Consider the following 22,301-nt stretch of genomic DNA (forward strand, 5'->3'; position numbering starts at 1 on the left):
CCTACACTCGGCTAGTCGTCGGCAGCGTCAGATTTGTATAAGAGACAGCCTCCGGACGCCCCGGCACCCCGGGCGCCACGCCCCCCGTGGGGCCCGTGGAAGCCGGCCTCCTGGCCCAGCTGGCCCCGGCCGTGGTGCCCCAGGTGCACTGGCTGCCCGGAGGCGGCGCGGTGCGGATCCTCGAAGGGGGCTCGCGAGGCTCCGGAGCCGGGGGGTCGGGAACGACGGTGGTGTGGCTGCACGGGCGGGGCCACTCGGCGACGCACTGGTTCCCCTATCTGACGGTGCTCGCCCGGAGCCACCGCGTGCTGGCGTTGGACCTGCCCGGCTTCGGCCAGTCCACCGCGCCGGACACGCGCGTGCGGTCGGCGGAGGACGCGGTGGGGTTCTTCACCCGTCCGGTGGAGGAGGTCCTGGGGATGCTGGAGCCGGGGCCGGTGGCCGTGGTGGGTCACTCGCTGGGCGGGCTGGTGGCGCTGGAGCTGGCGCTGCGCGGGACAGTGCCGGTGGAGCGGCTGGTGCTGGTGGACGCGATGGGGCTGGGGCCGGAGATGACGCGCGCCTCGCGCCTGTTCTTCCGCGCGGGGCCGGAGCGGCTGGCGCGCAACCTGGGCCCCTGGGCGATGGCGCGGATGCTGCCGCCCCCGCCGACGCCGCTGGGGGAGCGGCTGGGGGCGCTGGGCTATGAGCTGATGGACGTGCCGGGCGGACGGCCGGAGGCGGCCCACGCCTTCAACGCGCTCGTGCCCCTGACGGGCCCGGTGTTCCACCGCCGCGAGCGACTGGCCGAGGTGAAGGTGCCGGTGCTGCTCGTGTGGGGCGAGCGCGAGGAGACGCTGCCCATCGCCCTGGCGGACGAGGCCGCGCGCAGGCTGCCCCAGGCGCATGTGCTGCGCGTGGATTGCGGACACAGTCCGCACTTGGAGCGCCCCGAGCGCGTGCTCCCCGAGCTGAAGGCCTTCCTGGGCCAGGGAGCCACCGACGGCTGAGCGGACGCGACGCTCCGGAGGGCGCGCGAACCGGCTACAGTCCCTCGCCGTGCCGAAAGACTTCCTCGACCTGGAGGCGACGCCCGAACGCTTGCACGCGTTGGCGGACGCCCGAATCCTGTCCCCGGACGCGTACCGACGCGCGCTGCACCTGGCCGTCGCCACGCCGTCGCGCCCCGCGTGGCGCACGTTCCTGTCCACGACGTTGATGGGCCTGGGCTCGCTGCTGGTGCTCGCGGGCGTGGTGTACTTCTTCGCCTACAACTGGGCGGAGATGGGGCGCTTCGCGAAGCTGGGCCTCATCGCCCTGGCCATCACTGGGACGTCCGTGGGCGCGTGGCGGCTGGGGGACCGGCCCGCGGGACAGTTCGCGCTGCTCGCATCCGCGGTGCTCGTGGGCCCGCTGCTCGCCGTGTACGGGCAGGCGTACCAGACGGGCGCGGATCCGTACGAGCTGTTCATCGGCTGGAGCGCGCTCATCCTGCCGTGGGTGGCGCTCGCGCGCTTCACGCCCCTGTGGATGCTGCAGCTGGTGCTCATCAACACCGGCGTCATCCTCTTCTGGGAGCAGCGCATGAACTACCAGATGGACCGGGCGGGACAGCTCGCGTTGCTGCTCGGCCTGCTCAACGGCTTCGCCTGGGCCACCTACGAGCACTTCGCCAACCGCCGCGTGTCCTGGCTCCAGGGGCGGTGGATGCCCCGCGTCCTGGCCCTGATGACGCTGGCGCCGCTGCTCGCCGCGTCCCTGGTGTTCATCGTCGACAGCAGCGAGCGTTCCCTCTCCACCGGACTGTCGCTCCTGCTGCTGCTCGCGGGGATGGGCGCCATCCTGGCCCTGCACCGCCACCTGCACGGCGAGCTGTTCCTGCTCACGCTGGGCACGCTGTGCATGCTGACCCTGACCAACACAGCGGTGGGCTACTTCCTCTTCACGACCGTGCACGCCGAGGAGTTCGTGCTCCTCGTGCTGCCGCTGATCATCATCGGCGAGGTGGCGGCGGCCGTGTACTGGCTGCGCCGCGAGTCCCAAGCCACTGGCGTCACGGAGGAGACCTGACATGGCCCTGCGACCCTCGATGCGCGAGGTCCTGATGGGATTGGTGGCCGAAGGCCAGGTGGACGCGGAGGTGGAGTCGCGCGCCCGCACGGCGCTGGAGGTCCAGCAGCGGACCCTGGGCGCCTCTCCCTGGTTCGTGAAGGCCCTGGCCGGCGTGGGCGCGTGGCTGTCCGCCCTGTTCCTGCTCAGCTTCTTCGCCTGCACCGGGCTGTGGGAGGAGCCGGCGGCGCTCATCATCCTCGGAGTGCTGCTGTGCGGGGGCGCCGTCTTCCTGCGGCGAGCAACCCACGGGCCCTTCATGGAGCAGCTCGCCCTGGCCTCGTGTCTGGCCGGCGTGGGTACGCTGCTGGCCGGCGTGGGAGCCACCACCGAAAGCGTGGTCGCCACCGCGGGCCTCGCGGTGGTGGTGGGCGTCGCGCTGCTGGCCCTCTTCCCCGACGTCATCCTCTACTTCCTGGCCACCCTGGGCATCCTCGTGGCGGTGGGTGTCCTGGCCCAGGAGGCGATGGGCGGCGTGGGCGTGGACCTGTGGATGCTCGTGGGCGCGGCGGCGCTCTGCGGCCTGCTGCTCTTCGAGCCCCGGCTGCGGCACGGCCCGCTGGGAGCCCGCGTGGGCCCCATCGCCTTCGCGCTCGCGTGCGCGGTGCCCGGCTGGCTCCTGTTCCGCCATGTGGTGGGGGCCCAGAACGGCTTCCACTACCTCTACAACGACACATTCGCGCCGGGCCTGTGGATCACCGTGCCGCTGGCCCTCATGGCCCTGGGGACGGGGTGGCAGGTCGTCCGGGAGCAGGGGCTTTCAGAGGACATCGCGGTCTGGCTCCCCGCTGCGGCCGCGCTGGTGCTGCTCACGGGGATGACCCTGAACACGCCGGGCGTGCTCGTCGCGGGCCTGATGCTGACGCTCGGCTTCCACCGCCGCAGCAGGGTGATGCTGGGGCTGGCGGTCGCGTTCCTGCTGACGTTCGGCGCGTACTACTACTACGACCTCCAGCTCACCCTGCTCGCCAAGGCGCTCGCGCTGCTGGGCAGCGGCCTGGTGCTGCTGGGGGTGCGGCAGTTCTTCGTGCGGTCCCATCCCACCGCGCTCACGGAGGCCCGATGAAACGCGGCGCCGTCATCTTCGGAGGGCTCGCCCTGGTGCTCATCGCCATGGTCGCCCTCGTCGTGCAGAAGGAAGCCGTGCTGGCCCGGGGCCAGACGGTGTTGCTGCAGCTGGCCCCGGTGGATCCGCGCTCGCTCATCCAGGGCGATTACATGGTGCTCGACTACGCCATCAGCCAGTCCTGGCGCGAGGGCCACGAGGCGCCCCAGGAGGACGGCAACGTGGTGGTGCACCTGGATGAGCACGGCGTGGGCACGTTCGTGCGCTACGAGAAGTCGGGCACCGCGCTGGCCCCCGGGGAGGTGCGCGTGCGCTTCCGCGTCCGCAACTCACGCATGCGCCTGGGCGCGGAGTCCTTCTTCTTCCAGGAGGGCCACGCGGAGCGCTACGAGCAGGCGCGCTACGGCGAGCTGCGCGTGATGGACAACGGCACCAGCGTGCTCGTGGGCCTGCGCGACGAGAAGTACCAGCCGCTGGGCCGCGCCGTGAGGTGATGGGGCGCGGCCGCGGGCCTTGCTACGCGGCCTCTTCGCCTTCGAGCAGATCGGAGAAGGGCGACCCGTCCTCGCCCAGCGCCTTGTAGAGCGCGTCCACCTTCTCCAGCTCGCGCTTGAGCGCCTTGTGGTGGTTGCGGTTCTTCACCAGGCTCTCGCGGCCCAGCAGGCGGAAGGCCTCGTCGCGGCCCACCTGCCGGATGGCCAGCCCCAGCACCAGCCCGCGGAAGCCGTCCGCGAGGTCCAGGTCCAGCGGCCCGCTGCGCCGGCGCGCCTCGCCGACGAACGCCTGCGCCGCGGCCCGCAGCGCCTCCGGCAGCGGGCGGCCGCCTGGGGCCTGCTCGTAGTCCAGCGCCCGCGCGACGTGCTTCTCCTGCAACACGAGGTCGCCCGCGGCCCCGGCGTGCTCCACCATCGCCAGCGTGTAGGCACGCCGCACGATGTTGTCGAGCTGCCGCAGGTTGCCCGGCCAGGAGCTGGTGACGAGCAGGTGCTCCGCCTCCGGCGCCAGTCGCGCGGAGCCGTCCGGCAGCCGCTCGCGGTGACGGCGGTTCACCATGTACCGCGCCCAGAGGGGAATCTCGTCCTGCCGGTCCTGCAGGGGCGGCATGCGCACCGGCAGCACGTTCACGCGGTAGTACAGGTCCTCGCGGAAGCGGCCGGCGCGCACCTGCGAGTGCAGGTCCGCGTTGGTGCCGATGATGAAGCGCACGTCCGCGCGCTTCTCGCCGGTGCCCTCGCCCAGCGGGCGGTAGCTGCGCGACTCCAGCAGGTGCAGCAGGCCCGCCTGCGCCTTCAGCGACAGCTTGTCGATTTCGTCGATGAACAGCGTGCCGCCGTCCGAGCGGGCCACCACGCCCGGCGCGTCGCGCGTCGCGCCGGTGAAGGCGCCCTTCTTCCAGCCGAAGAGCTCCGCCATCTGGAGGTCCTCCGGCACCGTCACCAGGTCCAGCGTCTCGAAGGGCTTGCCCCGACGGCTGGAGCGCTCATGGCACCAGCGCGCGAGCCGCGACTTGCCCGCGCCCGTGGCGCCGCTGACGAGGATGGTCTCGTCCTGCAGCGCGAACACCCGGAGGATGGGCAAGAGCTCCGCCATGGAGCGGCCCACCACGGGCAGGAACTCGTCCACCTCCGGCGTGGCCACCGGCCGCTGCGGCAGCGCGGTGAGGTACGGCGCGGCGATGTCCGTGAGCAGCTGGAGCAGGTCCCCCGCGTCGCGCCAGACGAACTCCTGGCCCATCGCGGCCAGGCACTCGGCCTCCAGCGAAATCATGCCCTCCATGCCCGCGGGCGTGCGCAGAGGCAGCACGCAGACGTGCGTGGCGTGGCGGCCGAGGAAGCGCTGCTTGCTCTCGTTGCTGTGGAAGCCCGCGAGCCCGGGGTCGCCCGTCACCGGCGCGTCCGGCGCGTGCGGCTGCACCGTGCCGATGTTCACGTCGATGGACACCGCCGAGCGGTGCTCCACCACCGCACGCCAGGCCGTGGCCGAGGTGAAGAAGGGCGTCCCGACGCCCGCATCCGTCGTCTCCCGGGCGCCCACTTCCAGCGCCGCCAGCCGGCGGTACGCCTCTCCGGGACGCAGGTGGACGATGCCACGCAGGACCCGGGCCCGACCCGCGTAGCGGCTGGAGGCCACCGCGGCTTCCGCCGCGGCCAGCATCCGACGCAGCGTTGCAGCCGCTGCTGTCTCGAAGTCCCTGGAATCCCTGAGCGCAGCCATGAGCTGCGCCAACTCGTCTCGCATCCCCTTCGCCTCCGTGCGGAAGCCGCGCCACCGCAGACCGGCGAAGCCGTCCTGAAATCAGACGCGGACTCTATCGGAGATGATGATGGAGAGCGCGGAAGGAGCGGCCCCTCCTTCCGCGCTCCGGGTGCATCCGGATGCGGTATACGCCGTTGCCAGCGTAGGGCCAGACTCCAATGCGGATCTCGTGCCAACGCGGAACCCCTGTGATTTCGCGGGTTCCCACGGAAGGCCTTCAGAAAATGCGTCCTGACAGAACGCAGACGCGTCCTGACGGAACGCAGCCGTGCCGGCCAACGCCTGACATGCCGCTCGCCCCCTCTACAGACGAGCCGGCTGGGTCAGCCCCTACCACCTGCGGCGGCGTCGGGTTGGAGGACGAAGACGCGGTCCAGGCGGGGACTGCCGCGCCCCACGGGCGACGCCAGGTCGTAGTCGAAGTCGAACGCGGCGGTGACGCGCAGGCCCGCCTTGCGGAACAGGCGCTTCACCTGGGGCTCGTCGTAGGTGCGGAAGTACCAGGTCGTCTCGATGAGCCAGTCCTTGCCAGGACCGGTGACGCGCAGCCGGTTGCGCATGGGTGAGCGGCGCAGGCGCTTGTCCGGCAGCCCCTCGTGCGTGTTGCACACGACCTTGTCCGGGCCCACCTGCCCCACCCAGCGCTCGTGCTCGGGGCCGGAGCGCGCGTAGTCGGTGAGGTGGAAGCCGAGCACGTAGATGCCGTCCGGCTTGAGCAGCCGCCGGGTGCCGGTGAGGTGCTCCACCGCGGCCTTCTCGCTGTCCAGGTAGCGGAAGGTGGAGACCAGGGTGTGGGCCAGGTCCACGCGACCTTCCAGCGAGGGCTCGAAGAAGTCCTCCATGCGCGCCTGCGACAGCTTCACGCGCCGGCGCTGGGCCGGAGTGAGGCGCTTGCGCGCGTGCGCGAGCATGGCCTCCGACAAGTCGTAGCCCGCGACGCGCAGGCCCCGGCGCGCGGCCTCCTCCACCAGCCGTCCCGCGCCGCACGCGGGCTCCAGCCACTGGGGGCCCCCGGTGCCGTAGCGCTGGCTCAGCGCCTGGAGGAAGTCCGCCTCGCGCACCGTGTCGGTGCCGAAGATGGCCTCGTAGTACTCCGGGTGCTCGTACCAGTCCTTGCGTCGTTCCATGGTGCCTTCAGTGCTCCGTGTGCCCCAGGAACCGGGCCAGCAGGAACATCACCAGCAACCCGGCTGCCAATGCCACCAGGTTGCGTCCGGGCTTGTCACGCCCGTGCTTGTTCACGTGCGGCAGCAGGTCCGACACGGCGATGTAGAGGAAGGTGCCGGCGGAGAAGGCCATCGCCTTGGGCGCCAGCGATTCGAAGCGCAGCACGGCGTCAAAGCCGAAGTAGAGCAGCGCGCCCACTGGCACCATCAGGCCGTAGAGCGCCGTGTACGCGAGGACGGTGCCGCGCTTCTTGCCCTCCGCCTGGAGGATGGACGCGAGCGACAGCGACGAGGGCACCTTGTGCGCGGTGATGGCCAAAAGCGCCATGGCGCCCACGCCCTCCTTCACGGAGGAGCCCAGCGCGATGCCGTCAAAGAGCGTGTGCGCGGACAGCCCCAGGAACGCGCTGAGGCCCAGCGCGTGGCCGTGCACGTGTTCGGCGCAGTCCGGCGGCTCCTCACAGGCGTGGGCGACGAGGTAGCGCTCCAGCACCAGCACGAAGAGGAACCCCAGCGGCACGAGCGCGAAGGCCCACCAGCCGCCGCCCTCGTACGCCTCCGGGAGCATGTGGAAGAAGGCCGCGCCGAACATCACGCCCGCGGCGAAGGCCAGGAACGTCACCAGCCGCGTGGAACGGTCGTTGAAGACGACCACCAGCGCGCCGGCCAGCGCGCTCATCACGACGATGCAGGAGTACAGGAAGACTTCGGCCACGACCGGCGACATGGGGCGCGCACCCTACCCCAAAACGCCGCGTTCAATAGCTTCGCACCACCAGCACCGCGACCCGCCCCGGCTGCACGTGCACCTCGTGCGTCGTCGGCCGGCCCGGCGCATCCACCCGGACGGTGTGTTTTCCTGGAGCAAGCCGGAAGCGCGCCACCTGGAAATCCGCCGGCAGCGACAGCCAGGAGCGCAGGTCGGGCTGGTTGCCGGCGTTGAGCACCAGGAAGGTGAGCACGCCCAGTTCCTCGCTCTTCGTCAGCGCGCCCACGCCCGCGGCCACGCCCGCCTTGGCCACGGCGCCCGCGACCTGCTTGGCCAGCATGCGGCCGATGCGGTCGTTGAGGTGCACCTGGGCCACCCGGGCCAGCGACGTCACCGTCACCGCCCGCTCCGACTGGCCCTCCACCGCCACGAGCACCGGCGGTGAGCCTCCGCGGTCGCGGTACACGGGCACCGAGATGAGCTCTCCGGAGTCGTTGTAGTCGCGCGACGTGGACGTCTTCTCCGGCGACAGGCCCGCCTCCACCACCACCACGAGCTGCCCGTCGCCGGGCGCCAGCGGCGCATGCTCCACGTCCGGGAACTTCTGCAACAGGGAGGCGTACGCGTCGTCGCGGCCCGTCTTCTTCGCCAGCCGCAACAGGGGCTCCACCAGCCCGCCCAGCCGGGGCTCCAGCTCATACGCCTTCATGTAGTCGATGAAGGCCGAGTCCCACTCGCGCTGGTCCTCGTACAGCACGCCGCCCAGGTAGCGGGCGATGGCGAGCTGTTCGTAGGGCTTCTTCTCCTCGGTGATCATCTTCTCGATGCGCTCGTTGACGCGGCGGACCTCCACGAGCGCGTCCTCGTCCCGGCCCAGCTGCGCGTAGTTGAGCGACTGGAGGACGGAGATCATCAGCTTCTCGAAGTCCTCTCCCCGGTAGGCGCGGCGGCGCTCGTTGCTCAGGAGCACCCCGGCCTCCTCGCTCACGGAGGTGACGTCCAGCTCACCGCTGAGCCGGTCCGCCTCCGCGAACACGCGGGTGCTCTCCTCCCACTGCCCGGCTGCGTGCAGCACCATGCCCCGGTCCAACAGCAGCAGCAGCTGGTCGCGCGGCGGGGCTTCCTTCTGCTCCTGGTCCAGCTCCTGGAGCGCGCGCGGATAGTCGGAGGACTGGTACGCCGAGCGCACCGACGCGGTGCGCGCCACGTAGTCGCTGGCGCAACCGCTCAGCAAGCCCAGGGCCACGAGGAACAACAGGCCCCAGCGCGCCACACCCCTCCGGTGCTGGGGAGGAGCGGCGACGCGTGGGGCCCGCGAGGCGATGTCGGTGGGCTTGGACACGGCGGGGACTACCAGCTGACGCCCTGCTTCTCGAACTTCTTGCGGATCTGCTTCTCGTCCGTCCAGGCGATGGTGCCCGTGCGCACGTCGTTCAGCTTCGCCGTCATCTTGTAATAGACGAGCTTGTCGCGGCCGACCTCCTGGATGATGGAGGCGAGGTCGCCCGTCATCAGGAAGTCCACCGACGCCTGCTGGCCGGGGGCCTTGGCGGCCTCCGGGTTCACGTAGCCGGACTGCTGGTACTCGTACTCCTCCGCGATGTCCTGGCGCGCCTGCTGGTCCACCAGCGCGAAGCGGCCCGTCTGCGCGAGCGCCGTTTGAATCTTGTCCCCCAGCGAGCGCATGTCGATGTGCTCACTGGTGCTGTTGCGCAGCTTGCCCACGAGGACGATGGGCAGGGGCGAGCCCTGCGGCGGGGGCTGGGCGAAGCGCGGGGCGCTGGCGAGCGACTCGGCCATCTTCTTGGCGATGAGCTGCAGGTCGTTCTCGTTGAAGCGGTCCCCCAGCATCTCGATGGTGTTGGGGTCCTCGTAGGTGCCACGCGTATAGGCGCGGGGCCCATAGCAGCCGACGAGCGACGCGGCGACGAGGGCGGACAGCAACAGGCGGCGGGTGTTCATGGTCGGGTTGACTCCTAGTTCCATTCGCATTCGAAGCGGCTGCCTTCGAAGTTCCACTTGTAGGCAAGCACCGCGTCGCGGCGGTAGCCGGCCGTCAACCGGCAGAGGCTCTGCAGCGAGCTGCGCGGATAGTCGAAGGTGTACGACTGCGCCTTCGCGCGCTCCTGCGGCGACAGCTGCGAGGGGTGCGTGAGCGTGGGGCTGGCGCTGGCGGCCACCATCACGCGGTGCGCGCCGTACGTCTTGAGCGGCACGCGGCCCGCGAGCTGGATGCGGCGCACCGTGCGCGCAATCACGATGTCGCTGCGGTCCACCATCGTCTCGTGCGTGTTGCGCCGCTGCAGCAGCTCCGGGAGGTTCGCGGAGAAGACGCGGGTGATGTCCCCGTCGTCCACGAAGAAGTAGAGGAACGCCTCGCGCGCGGTGCGGCTCTCGCCGGTGAAGTCCAGCGTCACCAGCAGGTCCAACTGACGGTTGGGCGCGAGCGCTTGGCGCGACACCGCCGCCAGCACCGTCTTGTCCACGCCCGCCTTCTTCAGGCGGATGAGGCCGTCCGCGCTCGCGTCACACGCGCAGCGGCGCTCTTCGATCATCTTCACCAGCTGCGCGGGTTCGAAGCCGGCCTGGGACAGCTTGGTCAGCTCCTCATCGGTGAGGGGCAGCTGGTCCGAGCGCTCATAGATGCGCGGCAGCTGGTTCGGGTCCCACTGGATGATGTTGTAGGTCTGCACGTCCCCGGTCGGGAACGGCAGGGACACGGCAGGAGGCGCGGCGCGAGGTGCCTGGGCGGCGGTCAACGCGACGGTGGCGGCGAGCAGTTGGGCGATCATGGCGGTCAGAACCGGTATCCGATGTTCATGAACAGCCGGTTCGTCACTCCTCCTCCCCCGATGGGGATGTCCGGCGAGTAGTGCAGGCCCATGAGGATGCGGTCGCGGCGGCCCAGGAACATCTCCGCGCCAATCTGCGGCGACAGGCCGAAGCGCAGGCCCTCACCCTCCGGGATGACGATGGCGCCCGCCTTGAGGCCGGCGGTGAAGGCCACCGGCCAGCCCCAGGTGCGGAAGGTGGGGCCCACATTGCCGATGAAGCGCCCGCCGTCGAAGACGTACGCGCCGCTGAAGTCCAGGCGGTACCAGTCATCCCCCCAGAGGGAGACGGTGGCGCCCACGAACAGCGGCGGACCTTCCGGCGCGCCCGCGGGGGGCTGCTGGGAGTGGATGGCGGCGCCCCAGTCGAACTGGAGCGAGACGCCCCGGCGGTTGTCGCCGTAGCCCCCCTTGCCGTACTCGGACTCCTCGGGCCCGTCGGTGCGACCGTCACGCTCCTGGGCGCTCGCGGTCAGCGGCGCGGCGACGGCCAGGAGCGCCAGGGCTCCGCACAACGTGACAGGACGCTTCATCTGTTGGACTCCCCAAGCGTGGATGCGATGGCTCTGTGCGCGTATGACGTCGCGCGGACCGACATATTCATCGTGCGGCGAACGTCCGTGCAAGCGCCTGTTCTTCCAGGCCCTCTTCAGGCCCGGGGCTCCGGAGCGCCGGCGGTGGCGTTCTCCCCGTCCTTGGAAGGCGGGACGAGCGCAGGCCGGGATTCGCTGCGCACGGTGGGCAGCCACTGGGGGCGGGCGCGCAGGAAGAGGACCATCTGCTCCCGGACGAGGAAGCGCAGGTCACCCAGCTTGTCGGAGTTCGCCGCGCTCACCAGGGCGCGCACCGTGAGGGTCTTGTCCATCACGTCGAAGACCACGAGGGTCTTCACCCGGCCGTCCCACAGGTCCCGGCCCTCGTGGGCGAGGATGCGGTCCAGCTCCGCGCGCAGCGCGTCGATGTCCGCCATGTAGTCCACCTGGAGGATGATGGTCCCCAGCATCTCCGGGGCCCCCTTGCTCCAGTTCTGGAACGGCTTGTCCAGGAACTGGGTGATGGGGATCACCATCCGGCGCTGGTCCCAGATGCGCAGCACGACGTACGTGAGGGTGATCTCCTCCACCGTGCCGAACTCGCCCTCCACCAGCACCTGGTCCCCGATGCTGACGGGCTGGGTGATGGACAGCTGGATGCCGGCGAGCAGCGTGGAGATGGACTTCTGCGCGGCAAGACCGATGACGAGGCCCGCGATACCGGCGGAGGCGAGCAGCGACACGCCCACGTTGCGGACCACCTCGAACTGCATGAGCAGCAGCGCGGCGGCGATGACGTAGGTGGCCACCTCGAACACCGCGCGCAGCACGGCCAGCTGCGTGCGCAGGGCTCGCGCCCGGGGAGCGCTGCCCGCCTCCGGGGTGACGCGGCCCTGGACGAACGCCTCCGACACGCGGAGGAAGCGCAGGATGAACCACGCCACCGCGATGATGAGCAGCGAGTAGCTCACCCGCTCGCTCAAGAGCCGCAGCTTGGGCGGCAGGAGCAGGAACGACGTGCCCAGCGCGAGCAGGCCCGCGAAGAACGGCAGCCGCAAAGGGCCCCGGCCCGCGCCGACGAGCTGGTCGTCCCAGGCGATGTTCGTCCAGTGCGCCACCCGCATCGCGGTCGCGAGCAGCAGCCGCTCCAAGAGCAGCGAGAGGATCCACGCGCCCAGCAGCGTCACCGCGAGGCCCAGCCACTGCCACAGCTCCAGGCCCATCACGGTGCGGTCGAAGAAGAAGGACGGCAGCGTCTCCGTGAGCAGCGGGCCGTACTCGTCGAAGAGCGGATCCACCATCTTCACGGTGGCCTCGGCGAAGACCCAGGTGGGCACGCCCTCCACCGTCACCCGCTGCAGGCGGATGGGCACGCTCGTGCCCTTGAGCGGGATGGCGCCCAGCGAGTCGAAGCGCGAGTTGGCGGCGTCCGCCTCCGGCGTCTTGGACAGCACGGACACGTCCACGGACAGCTCACGGTCCAGGACGAACTTCAGCCGGCGGGCCAGCTGTGGGCCCTGCGTGGCCTGTTCGGCGGCCGGGAGGTGGTCCAGGTACAGGTAGTGGGCGGCGCGGGGGTAGTCCCCGCGATGCACCGCGTCCAGGAACCCCTGGGTGGTGGTGCGCGGCGACAAACGGTCGAGGTCCTGGGGGACCTGCCCCAGGCCCGGGTTGAGCGCGGCGGCGGGGAGGCCGGCCAGGACGCTCCAGAGGAGGACGAGGGCCGCCAGGGCCCGGTGGGCTCTCTGCTTCATGGGCGCCTCCATACCTTGTTTCGGCCCCGGTGCCCGTGAAAGTCGGACTTGCTCCCGGGGCGGCCGGGCGGGCGGAAAACCCCTGCCACAGAGAGCCGGAAACCGGGGTCCGGGGGCTCCACGGGAAAGCATTGGTGCGCTGCGAGGTGGTGGGCTAGAACCGACCCCCAAGGAAGGTCGCCGTGTCCGAGCAGAAGCGAAGAATCCTCCTGATTGACGACAGCGAGATCACCCTCGCCATGGAGAAGGCCGTCCTGGAGGCGCGCGGCTACGAGGTCGTGGCCACCTCCACACTCATGGAGTTTGAGAAAACGCTCCAGAGCTGGCGGCCGGACCTCATCCTCACCGACATCCACATGCCCGAGGCCAAGGGCACGGACATCTGCCGCACGTTGAAGAACGAGTACGGCACCCAGGACATCCCCATCGTCCTGTTCTCCAGCCTGCCGGACGACGAGCTGTCGAAGCTGGCCGAGCAGGTCGGCGCGGATGGCTCGCTCTCCAAGGTGAACGGCCTGGAGGCAATGGGCGAGAAGATCGACGAACTGGTGCAGAGCATCCTCTGGTGATGGGGATGCGCGCGGTCGTCCTCGCGGCGCTCGTGGGCGCGCTCCTCACCGGATGCAGGCGACAGGAGTCGCGCCCCCAGGAGGGCGCCTCCCCGACGTCCCAGGTCACCTCCCCTCCCGCCGCCGCGTCCCCGCCGGGCGCCGTCCTCATCCTCTCCGCCGACACGCGCGGCTACCTGGGCCCCTGCGGGTGCAGTGAGAACATGCGCGGCGGCATTGGCCGGGCGGCGTTCCAGGTGCAGGAGGCGCGCAAGGGCGGCCAGCCGGTGCTCTATGTGGACGGCGGCAACAGCCTCTTCGGCGAGTCGCACCTCAAGCCGGACCAGGTGCCCCAGGAGGAGCGCAAGGCGAAGGCGCTCGCGGACGCGTTGCGCACCATGGGGCTCGCGGTGCGGGCCACGGGCGGATTGGACGACACGCGCGGCGCGGACTTCCGCCGGGGGCTGGGGCTTCCGGAGGTGGCGCCGGGCGGGGTGAAGTTGCTGGACGCGGGCGCGCGCAAGGTGGGCGTGGTGGCGGCGGCGTCGGCGGAAGCGCTCGTGAAGGCCAGCCAGCAGGCGCGGGAAAAGGGCGCGGACTTCGTGGTGGGGCTGTTGGATCAGCCGCTGGAGGCCGCGCAGGCCGCCGCCGCGCTGCCGGGGCTCGCCGCGAACCTGGTGGTCGCCACGCACAGCGCCGGGGAGTTCTCCGCGGAGACCAACCGGCTGGTGCGCTCCGACGTGCCGGTGGTGGCGGTGCAGAGCAAGGGCCGCTCGCTGCTGCGCGTGGACCTGACGTACGCGGCCGCGCGCGGTCCATTCGCGCTCCAGCGCTCGCAGGGGGACGTGGACCGGGAGGTGACGGCGCTGGAGCAGCGCATGGCGCTCCTGGACAAGGAGATCAACCTGCCGGGCATCGACCCGAAGCTCAAGGCGCTCAAGCAGGGCAAGCGCGACGAGCTCTCCGCGCGCAAGCAGGCCTTCCTCACCGCGCCGCCCGCGCCCGCCACCGACGTCAACGGCTTCGCGCTGCGCTTCCTGCCGCTGGAGGCCGACCTGCCCTCCGCTCCGGACGCGCAGGCGCTGGTGAAGGCCTACGACGCGGACGTGGGGAAGCTGAACCTCGCGTGGGCGAAGGAGCACGGCCAGGACTGCCCGCTCCCCGCCAAGGGGAAGGCAGGCTTCGTCGGCAGCGCGGCCTGCGCGGACTGCCACGCCGAGGCCACCACCGTGTGGCAGGCCACGAAGCACCACCACGCGTGGGAGACGCTGGAAGAGGTGGGCAAGCAGCACCACCTCAACTGCATCGGCTGCCACGTCACCGGCTGGCAGGAGCCCGGCGGCGTGTGCCGGTTGGACAAGGTGGCCGGGCGCGAGGACGTGGGCTGCGAGAGCTGCCATGGCCCGGGCTCGCTGCACGTGGACGCCCCCAGCCCGGACACCATCGTCGGCAAGCCGGGACAGGCCACGTGCGTCACCTGCCACAACCCGGAGAACTCACCGCACTTCGACTTCGCCACCTACCTGCCCCGGGTGCTCGGCCCAGGCCATGGAAAGCCGGTGAAGAGCGGACAAGCAGGAGAGCCCCCGGCGAAATAGGGCGCCTGCCCCCACGCGGCGTCCGTCCCGGGGGCATACCCGGCGACTTGTTGTTTGACTGTCAAGAAAGCTGGCGAATACTGCGGCCTTCGCCTGCTTCTGGGCGACCTCGCCGGGCGTTGCCATGTCGCCTCTGTCCCTCCTCCTGCTTGCCCTGGCCTCGGTCCCCTCCCCGCCGGGCGTGGCACCGAAGCCCGTGCCGCCGCCGGGCGTGCATGCGCTGCCTCCCTCGGAGACGCCTTCGCTGACGGCGGACGGGAGTCTGGCCGCGCCTCCGGTGCCCCTGGAGGAAGGCGACGCGACGGAAGAGGTGGAAGCCGAGTCCGCGGAGCTGGAGGAGCTGCGCGCGCTGGAAGGCGCCGCGTTGGATCCGGAGTCGAAGCCAAACGCGGAGATGATGCAGTCGCTGCGGCGGCTGGGGCTGACGAATCCGCTGCGGCTGCGGATGCTGGACGCGCTGGAGGAGCCCACCTTCCGCGAGGACACCACGCCCCCGGCGCTGGCGCGCATCACGGACCTGGCGACGTTCGACATCTCGCAGGTGAAGGACCGCTTCGACATCCCGGTCGACATGCAGCCCCGGGTGGCCGAGTACATCCAGTTCTTCCAGGGCCCGGGCCGCAAGTGGTTCCGCAAGTGGATGTCGCGCTCCACGCGCTACCTGCCGGTGATGCAGCCCATCCTGGAGTCGAAGGGGCTGCCCCGGGACACGGTGTACCTGGCCATGATTGAGAGCGGCTTCTCCGCGCACGCCTACTCGTGGGCGCACGCGTCCGGGCCGTGGCAGTTCATCTCCAGCACGGGCAAACAGTACGGGCTCAAGCAGGACTTCTGGGTGGACGAGCGGCGCGACCCCATCAAGGCCACGCACGCGGCGGCGGCGTACCTGAAGGACCTCCACGGCGAGCTGGGCCACTGGTACCTGGCGTGGGCGGGCTACAACACCGGCTCGTACCGGGTGCGCAAGATGGTGCAGCGCTACGGGACGAACGACTGGTGGCTGCTGGCCGAGGAGAAGGGCCTGGCGAAGGAGACCAAGCACTACGTGCCCAAGCTCATCGCCGCGGCGCTGGTGGCGAAGAACCCCGCCGCGTTCGGCTTCTCCGAGGAGGAGTTCCAGTACGAGTCCGCGCTGGACTACGACGAGGTGAAGCTCACGGACGCGACCGACCTGGACGTGCTGGCGCGTTCGGCCGGGGTGAGCGTGCAGGACGTGCAGGACCTGAACCCGGAGCTGAAGCGCTGGTGCACGCCCCCGGCGACGGCCGCGAAGCCCTACGTGCTGCGGCTGCCCCGGGGCACGTCGCCGCGCTTCGCGGAGAACTTCCAGAAGCTGTCGCCGGCGGACCGGCTGACCTTCCGCGTGCACACCGTGAAGCGCGGAGACACGCTGTCGCAGATCGCCCAGCAGTACGGCACCGCGCCGGAGGCCATCCTCCAGATGAACCGGCTGAAGAGCGCGCGGACGCTGAAGCTGCGCGCGGAGCTGGTGATTCCCGTGCCGTCCGGCCGGGGTGGTGGCGCGGTCGCGAGCGGGGCCCTGGCGTCGAAGGTGGCGCAGGCGCGACGCAATGGCGTGGTGGCGATGCGGCCGGAGGACGAAGTGCCCGCGGGCACGCCCAAGGGCCCCGTGGCCGCCGGCCCGGTGAAGACGGAGAAGGTGAACGGCCGCACGCGCGTGACGTACGGGGTGCAGGAGGGCGACAGCCTGTGGCTCATCGCCAACCGCTTCCAGGTGTCGGTGGACGACATGAAGAAGTGGAACAACCTGCCCCGCCGCAACCGCACGCTGTCGTTGGGCACGCTCTTGACGGTGTGGCCGTCGGAGCCCGCCGGCTCGGGGCCCGCGAAGGTGGAGGAGCGCGGCGGCACCATCGTCGTGGCCTCCACCGTGGCGAGCCAGGCCCCCGTGGGCCCCAAGGGCAAGGTGCACACGCTCGCCGTCGGCGAGACGCTCTGGTCGGTGGCCCAGCGCTACAACGTGAGCGTGGAGGACATCATGAAGTGGAACCGCATCAAGGACCACCGCACCGTCCCCACCGGAAAGCTGCTGTCGCTGAGCGCGCCGTAACAGCGGCTCGCGCACGGTCTGCGAGGAGCGCGGAGCGACGGCCGGGGCCTTGCAGTCCCCGGAGCCATGCTCGCCTCCGCACTGCTTCGACCGTCGCTCTCTCCTCCCGCTGAAACGCTCGAAGTCCGGGAGCCCTCCTCCGGTGACTCCGGGCGTCCTCCGGGAGCGCCCGTGCTGCGCTCCGTCCCGTCCCATGGAGCGGAACGTCCCGGAGACAGGACGGTGTCAGGAGATGAGGCGCGCCGCCCCAGCGCGCCGCCCGGAGGGAGCAACACGCTCACGCGCTTCGCCGGGCCGGCGGTCCCCTCCCCCACCGCGGCTCCGAGCGGCTCCGGGGTGAAGGCCACGGCGCCCCTGGAGCACGCGCGATTCACGGCGTCCCCGCAGCTCGCGGACGTGGCGTCGGGGGCGGCGGTGCTGGGGCCGGGCTCCCAGGGAGACGGACTGCGCGCGGTGCAGGGCGCGCTCCTGGACATGGGCTTCGCGCTGTACGGAGGCGCGGATGGACGCTACGGCCCGGACACGGCCCGCGCGCTGCGCAACTTCCAGGTGCACGCGAGCCCCGCGTTCCCTGGCGTGCGGGTGAGCGGCGTGCTCGACACCGTCACGCTGCGCGCCCTGGACGCACTGGCCCCCGCGCCGGGCTCCCGTGGACAGCCCCGCGCCCTGCCCTCCCCGTTCTACGCGGGCCAGCCGGTGCGCGTCGTCGTCGCGCTGCGCGAGCACCGCACCTTCCTCTTTGATCCGGAGGGGAGGCTCTTGGACATCTTCCCCAACGCCGTGGGCACCGCCCTGACGCCCACGCACCCGGGCCTCAAGGTGGTGCGGGCGAAGCTGGACCAGGTGGCCACGGAGAACGCGGGCGCGCGGCTGTGGAACGACCGGCACGTCTTCGGCGCGCGGCTGCTGGACCTCTCCTGGGTGGACGGCCACCGCAGCGGCGAGGAGCTGCACGGCACCAGCGCGCCCGCGCTGCTCGGCGGCGACGTGTCCCACGGCTGCATCCGTCACGCGGACGAGGACATCCTCGTGCTGCATGACGCGCTCGCCGTGGGGGACCGCATCGCCGTGGTGGAGACGCTCCAGGACCCGCACCTGGGCGTCCCCGTCACCGTCGGCTGAACGGACCGCCGACGGTGGCAAGGCTCATGCGCTCACTGCTCTTCGAGCAGCATCTTCAGCTCCCGCACGCGCCGGCTGATGAAGTCCCGGTCCAGCGCGCGGAAGTTCTCCGGCAGCAGCGCCCGGCTGGTGCACTCCTGCACCGCGACCAGGTTCTGCATCTCGATCTCCAGCGGGTAGCTGGGCGGCACGAAGTCCGTCAGCACCGCGACCAGGTCTTCCTTCGTCACCTGATCCCGGTTGTCCGCCAGGGCGCGGAACTTCGCGCGCACCATCACCGCCTCGATGTCCGCGCCGCTGAAGTCGCGCACGCCGGCCGGGATGAGCGTGGCGAAGGACTCCACGCCCTCCACGGAGACGCCCGTCTTGCGGCTCATCACCTGGAACAGCTCGTTCCGCTCCGCGTCCGTCTGCGGATAGAAGAGGGCGATGTGCTCCTCGGCGCGCCCCTGGCGCTTGAGGTCGATGGGCAGCAGGTCCGGCCGCGCCGTCAGCAGGAACCAGACAATCTTGCCGCGGTACTGCGTGTTGCCCATGAAGGCCGCGATGGAGCCGAAGATGCGGCTGCTCGTGCCCGAGTCCCCGCCGGAGTCGCGGTTGCCGAGGAAGGTGTCCGCCTCGTCGACCATCACCGCCACCGGCCACAGGGCCTTGAGCAGGTTGAAGATCTTCTCCAGGTTCGCTTCGGTGACGCCCTGCCACTGGCTGCGGAAGTTCAGGAACTTCACCACCGGGATGCCAATCTCCCCGGCGAAGCAGCTCACCATGAACGTCTTGCCCGTGCCCACCGGCCCGCTCAGGAGGTAGCCCATGGGCATGACCTCGATGCGGCCCTTCTTCAGCGCGGACGCCGCCTGCCGCAGCATCTGCTTGGCGTGCGCGTGGCCCGCCACCGCGTCCAGGTTGTGCGCCGGCTCGATGAACTCCAGCAGGCCATGGCACTCGGCCTGGATGAGCTCCTTCTTCTTCTCCTTGAGCATCTCCGGCGTGATGCGGATCTCCCGCTCCAGCGCCTCCGTGAGCACGCGGTCCAGGTTGATGCGCGACAGGCCGGCCGTCATCTTCGCCAGGCCCGCCAACGGCACCTCCGACAGCGACTGGAGCCGCTTGCCGTCCAGCTTGGAGCGCACGTAGTCCAGGCGCTCCTCCTCGGTAGGCAGGGGCAGCTCGATGGGCGCGACGTACGGGTTGCGGCTGATGCGCGGCGACATGTCCGCCAGGTTCTCCGCCAGCAGCACCACCGACACGTCCCCCGCGAGGAACTGCGGATCATGCGCCCACTTGTCGAGCGTGGCCACGACGAAGCGGTCCTCCGCGGACAGGTGGCTCATCTCTCCGCCGGGCACCAGCGTCTCCGCGAAGTCGATGATGAGCGCCATGGAGCGGCCCTCGCTCAGGCGCATGCGCAGGAAGTTCTCCAGGATCTGGAGCGCGCGGCCCGGGTCGCGGGGCATCACCTTGGCGTAGTCGGTGCCGTACATGGCGTCGTAGCCCGTCATGGCCCGCGCCAGGTCCTTCTGCGTCTCCGGCGTGGCCGAGCGGATGCCCGACGAGCGGTCGTAGAACAGGACGTGGTCCCGTCCACCGAACAGCTCCTCCGACAGGAAGGTCTTGAGCGTGCCGAAGCCGCGCCCGCCGTCCTCCAGTTGCAGGGGCTGCAGGTCCCGCACCGCTCCGTACAGCAGGAAGGTGCTGACGGTCTTCGTGTAGTACTTGCGCGCCAGCTGCTGCGCCCAACGGGGCAGATCCGCCAGCGGATCCGTCTTGCTCACCTTGCGCACCTTCGTCACGGACACACCCCTCCGGTGTCGCGCCCTCCCAGGAGACTCCTGGGGGGAGGACCCCCAGGCTCCAGCTTAACGCGTCCTGGCCGCGCGACCGCTCAATCCCGACAGCGCGCCGTCGCCAGCTTCCTCAGCGACGCTTCCACCTTGATGGCGCCACCCGCCGGGGGGGGCGACCCCACGTCCACGTCCTCGTCGGCGTGGCACTTCGCCTTGAGCGTGAGTTCTCGGGTCCCCGGCGGCACCCGCAGCGTGGCGGGCGTGCTGACGCCCAGGTCCTTGTTGCCCAGGAAGATGGAGGCGCCGGGCGGCGTGGATTCCACCCGCACCTCCAGGTCGGCGCGCTCGAGCGTCGCCATCACGTCGATGGCGCCCTCCTTCACGGTCATCGTCTTGACGACCGGGCGGAAGCCGGGAGCGGACACCTCCACGAGCGGCGAGTCGGTGGTGAGGGAGAAACCCCGGTCCACGGGCGCGCGGCTGCCCTGGGGCCGGGCCACCTTGCCGTCGATCTTCACCTCGGCATCATCCGGCGACGTCTTGAACACCAGCACCACCGAGCGCGCCTGCCGCTGCAGCACGGTGCGCACCTGCGCGGCGTTGGTGCCCTCCGCCACGGTCACGGACTGGTTGAAGGCCTCGTAGCCCTCCGCCGTCACGACCACCAGCGCGCTGCCGACGGGCACCTGCCGCAGGATGAAGCCGTTGTCGGGGAACCGCTCCGGAGGACCCGCGTTGATGGACACCATGGCGCGAGCCTTCGCCTCCGGCGTCTTGAGCTCCACCATCACGTAGCCCAGCGAGGCCTTGCTCGGCTTGAACACCACCGCCAGGCCCACCAGCATCAGCAGCGAGGCCAGGCCCACGACGCTGTAGAGCAGTCGCTTGTCCAGGCCCCGCAGGCCCCGGCCCGCATCCTGCGCGGACACGTCCTTCGCGTGCGAGTCCTTCGCCTCCTTCATGGACGGGGGCGGCCGCGACGGGCCCCCCGTGCCCAGGACGGGCGGCGTGGAGGGACGCTGCGGGGGCGGCATCGGCTCCGGCGGGGAGTCCGGCCGGTGGATGCGCGGCAGCTGGCTGTCGTTCACCCGGTTCGGCGTCGGCCGCGGCGCGGGCGCGTCGTGGGACATCAGGGTGGGCACGTTCGTCAGCGACGGGCGCGGCGGCGCGGACGTCAGCATCGGGGCGTTGTTCAGCGACGGGCGCGGCCCCTGGAGCTGCGCGGGGGTCGGCATCGACGAGGGCGGCGGGATGACGGCGGTGCGGCCCGACACATCCTCGTCGTCGTCGTGCGAGACGGAGGCGGCCTGCGACTCCAGCGGGGTGACGGCGCGGCCAATGGCGGCGCCGGGCTGGGTGGTGGGCTCCGGGGCGTCGTTGAAGACGGCGTCGCGGTCCACCATCTGCGTCGCCAGCTCCTCGTCCTCTTTGGGAGAGGGCGCGGCGGGCGCGGCGGTCAGCTTGGGCAGCGCGGCGAGCGTGGGCGAACGGCGCGCCCCCTGCCCATTGCCCTGCGCCGAGGCACCGGGGTTGGAGGGCCGCTGCGGCGGCGGCGCGTGCACCGGCTCCACGGCCGGCGCGGACGACGGCTGCACCGAGGGCAGGTTCGTCATGCTCTGCGTGGGCACCGGCGACGGGCCGCTGTAGCCCGCCTCGATGGCCGCCAGCATGCCGTCCGGCGCGCGGATGTCCGCGTACTCGGCCAGGCGCTGCTTCTCGCGCTCCACCTCTTCGGCGAACGTGGACTTCATGTACTGCATGAGGTCCCGGCGGCTGAAGATGGAGTCGCTCGTCAACAGGAAGCGCTGCAGGTCGTCGCCGAGTTCGCTCGCGTACTGGTAGCGCTCCTCCACATCCTTCGCGAGCGCCTTGAGCACGATGCGCTCCAGCGCCTCCGGGATGCGGCGGTTGTACGTGGACGGCGACGGCACCTCCGCCTTGCGCACCTTCTCCAGCACGCTGAAGTCGCTGTCGCCCACGAAGAGGCGCTCGCCGGTGAGCATCTCGTAGAGACACACGCCGATGGCGAACACGTCCGAGCGCCGGTCCAACGGCAGGCCGCGGATCTGCTCCGGGCTCATGTAGCCGAACTTGCCCTTGAGGATGCCGGCCTGCGTCTTCGTCGCCTTGCCCGCCGCCTTCGCGATGCCGAAGTCGATGACCTTGACCTCGCCCTCGAAGGACACGAGCACGTTCTGCGGCGAGATGTCGCGATGGACGATGTTGAGGTCGCGCCCCATCCCGTCCTTCTTGCGGTGGGCGTAGTCCAGGCCCTCGCACATCTTCGCCACGCAGAAGACGACGAGCGGCACCGGCGCGGGCTCGCCCTTCTTCCGGCAGCGGTCGAAGATCGCCCGCATGTCCTTGCCGGGGATGTACTCCATCGAAATGAAGTAGCTGCTGGCGATCTGCCCGAGCTCGTAGATCTGCGCGATGTTGGCGTGGGTCAGCTGGACGCTGATCTTCGCCTCATCGATGAACATCGAGATGAATTCTTCATCCTCGGCGATGTTCGGCAGGATTCGTTTGATGGCGACGAGCCGCTCGAAGCCACTGGCGCCGAACTGTTTGCCGCGCCAGACCTCCGCCATGCCGCCGATGTTGACGCGGTCCAGGAGGAGATACTTCCCGAACGGGATGGGTTGCCGCTTCGGTTGAGAGGTCGTCACTTTGGGTGGGGGTCGAGTCCTTGCAAGGAGCCTATCGATCGCGGCTCAGCAGGGTCAACCGCGCGCGCGGACCTATTTCCGCCTGCTCGCTCCTCAGGCGACCTGC

General features: G+C 70.7%; 18 protein-coding genes. 8 read left to right on the plus strand and 10 right to left on the minus strand.

All coding sequences use genetic code 11. From position 1 onward, the window contains the following. Positions 1–95: 95 nt before the first annotated feature. Genes D7X12_RS14505 through D7X12_RS14520 form a run of 4 tightly spaced genes read left to right on the plus strand, consistent with a single transcriptional unit; the run spans position 96 to position 3,648 of the window. A complete protein-coding gene (locus D7X12_RS14505) occupies positions 96–989 on the plus strand; it encodes an alpha/beta fold hydrolase (protein ID WP_244224552.1) in 894 nt (297 codons plus the stop codon). A 49-nt stretch (positions 990–1,038) separates the two neighbouring features. Next, positions 1,039–2,049 carry a DUF2157 domain-containing protein gene (locus tag D7X12_RS14510; RefSeq protein ID WP_120625868.1) on the plus strand — a complete coding sequence of 337 codons (1,011 nt, stop codon included), beginning with the start codon at positions 1,039–1,041 and terminating at the stop codon, positions 2,047–2,049. A 1-nt stretch (position 2,050) separates the two neighbouring features. Further along, positions 2,051–3,154, plus strand: a complete 1,104-nt coding sequence (locus D7X12_RS14515; protein WP_120625869.1) for a DUF4401 domain-containing protein — start codon at positions 2,051–2,053, stop codon at positions 3,152–3,154. Next, positions 3,151–3,648: a GDYXXLXY domain-containing protein gene (locus D7X12_RS14520; protein ID WP_120625870.1), complete on the plus strand. Its 498-nt coding sequence runs from the start codon at positions 3,151–3,153 to the stop codon at positions 3,646–3,648. The genes D7X12_RS14515 and D7X12_RS14520 overlap by 4 nt, the downstream gene beginning before the upstream one ends. 22 nt (positions 3,649–3,670) lie before the next feature. Here D7X12_RS14520 and D7X12_RS14525 read toward each other — a convergent pair whose 3' ends face one another. The 8 genes from D7X12_RS14525 to D7X12_RS14560 form a co-directional block, all read right to left on the minus strand. Further along, positions 3,671–5,392 carry a sigma 54-interacting transcriptional regulator gene (locus D7X12_RS14525; protein WP_120625871.1) on the minus strand — a complete coding sequence of 574 codons (1,722 nt, stop codon included), beginning with the start codon at positions 5,390–5,392 and terminating at the stop codon, positions 3,671–3,673. A gap of 341 nt (positions 5,393–5,733) precedes the next feature. Then, positions 5,734–6,537 carry a class I SAM-dependent methyltransferase gene (locus D7X12_RS14530; RefSeq protein WP_120625872.1) on the minus strand — a complete coding sequence of 268 codons (804 nt, stop codon included), beginning with the start codon at positions 6,535–6,537 and terminating at the stop codon, positions 5,734–5,736. A 7-nt stretch (positions 6,538–6,544) separates the two neighbouring features. Further along, complete coding sequence (locus D7X12_RS14535; RefSeq protein WP_120625873.1) at positions 6,545–7,303, minus strand: ZIP family metal transporter; 759 nt, start codon at positions 7,301–7,303, stop codon at positions 6,545–6,547. A gap of 31 nt (positions 7,304–7,334) precedes the next feature. Continuing rightward, positions 7,335–8,492, minus strand: a complete 1,158-nt coding sequence (locus tag D7X12_RS14540) for a COG3014 family protein (RefSeq protein ID WP_439329369.1) — start codon at positions 8,490–8,492, stop codon at positions 7,335–7,337. A gap of 143 nt (positions 8,493–8,635) precedes the next feature. Further along, entirely contained in the window at positions 8,636–9,247 is a 612-nt protein-coding gene (lpoB, locus tag D7X12_RS14545; protein WP_120625875.1) for a penicillin-binding protein activator LpoB, read from the minus strand. Between the two features lie 14 nt (positions 9,248–9,261). After that, on the minus strand, positions 9,262–10,077 hold the full coding sequence (locus tag D7X12_RS14550) for a hypothetical protein (RefSeq protein ID WP_120625876.1): 816 nt from the start codon (positions 10,075–10,077) through the stop codon (positions 9,262–9,264). A gap of 5 nt (positions 10,078–10,082) precedes the next feature. Next, a complete protein-coding gene (locus D7X12_RS14555) occupies positions 10,083–10,649 on the minus strand; it encodes a hypothetical protein (RefSeq protein WP_120625877.1) in 567 nt (188 codons plus the stop codon). Between the two features lie 116 nt (positions 10,650–10,765). Further along, positions 10,766–12,403, minus strand: coding sequence for a mechanosensitive ion channel family protein (locus tag D7X12_RS14560; protein WP_120625878.1), 1,638 nt, complete (start codon positions 12,401–12,403; stop codon positions 10,766–10,768). A 182-nt stretch (positions 12,404–12,585) separates the two neighbouring features. Here D7X12_RS14560 and D7X12_RS14565 point away from each other — a divergent pair, with 182 nt between their 5' ends. The 4 genes from D7X12_RS14565 (at position 12,586) to D7X12_RS14580 (ending at position 17,742) form a co-directional block, all read left to right on the plus strand. Next, on the plus strand, positions 12,586–12,972 hold the full coding sequence (locus tag D7X12_RS14565; RefSeq protein ID WP_120625879.1) for a response regulator: 387 nt from the start codon (positions 12,586–12,588) through the stop codon (positions 12,970–12,972). A 5-nt stretch (positions 12,973–12,977) separates the two neighbouring features. Further along, positions 12,978–14,549 carry a multiheme c-type cytochrome gene (locus D7X12_RS14570; RefSeq protein ID WP_120625891.1) on the plus strand — a complete coding sequence of 524 codons (1,572 nt, stop codon included), beginning with the start codon at positions 12,978–12,980 and terminating at the stop codon, positions 14,547–14,549. A gap of 124 nt (positions 14,550–14,673) precedes the next feature. After that, a complete protein-coding gene (locus D7X12_RS14575) occupies positions 14,674–16,620 on the plus strand; it encodes a LysM peptidoglycan-binding domain-containing protein (protein ID WP_120625880.1) in 1,947 nt (648 codons plus the stop codon). 336 nt (positions 16,621–16,956) lie between these two features. Further along, a complete protein-coding gene (locus tag D7X12_RS14580; RefSeq protein WP_120625892.1) occupies positions 16,957–17,742 on the plus strand; it encodes a L,D-transpeptidase family protein in 786 nt (261 codons plus the stop codon). 32 nt (positions 17,743–17,774) lie between these two features. On the opposite strand, the gene D7X12_RS14585 is transcribed toward D7X12_RS14580, so the two are convergent. Further along, positions 17,775–19,532: an ATP-binding protein gene (locus D7X12_RS14585; RefSeq protein WP_120625893.1), complete on the minus strand. Its 1,758-nt coding sequence runs from the start codon at positions 19,530–19,532 to the stop codon at positions 17,775–17,777. A gap of 92 nt (positions 19,533–19,624) precedes the next feature. Further along, complete coding sequence (locus tag D7X12_RS14590; protein ID WP_120625881.1) at positions 19,625–22,195, minus strand: protein kinase domain-containing protein; 2,571 nt, start codon at positions 22,193–22,195, stop codon at positions 19,625–19,627. Between the last annotated feature and the right edge of the window lie 106 nt (positions 22,196–22,301).

This window comes from Corallococcus sicarius (assembly GCF_003611735.1).
Classification (GTDB): Bacteria; Myxococcota; Myxococcia; order Myxococcales; family Myxococcaceae; genus Corallococcus; species Corallococcus sicarius.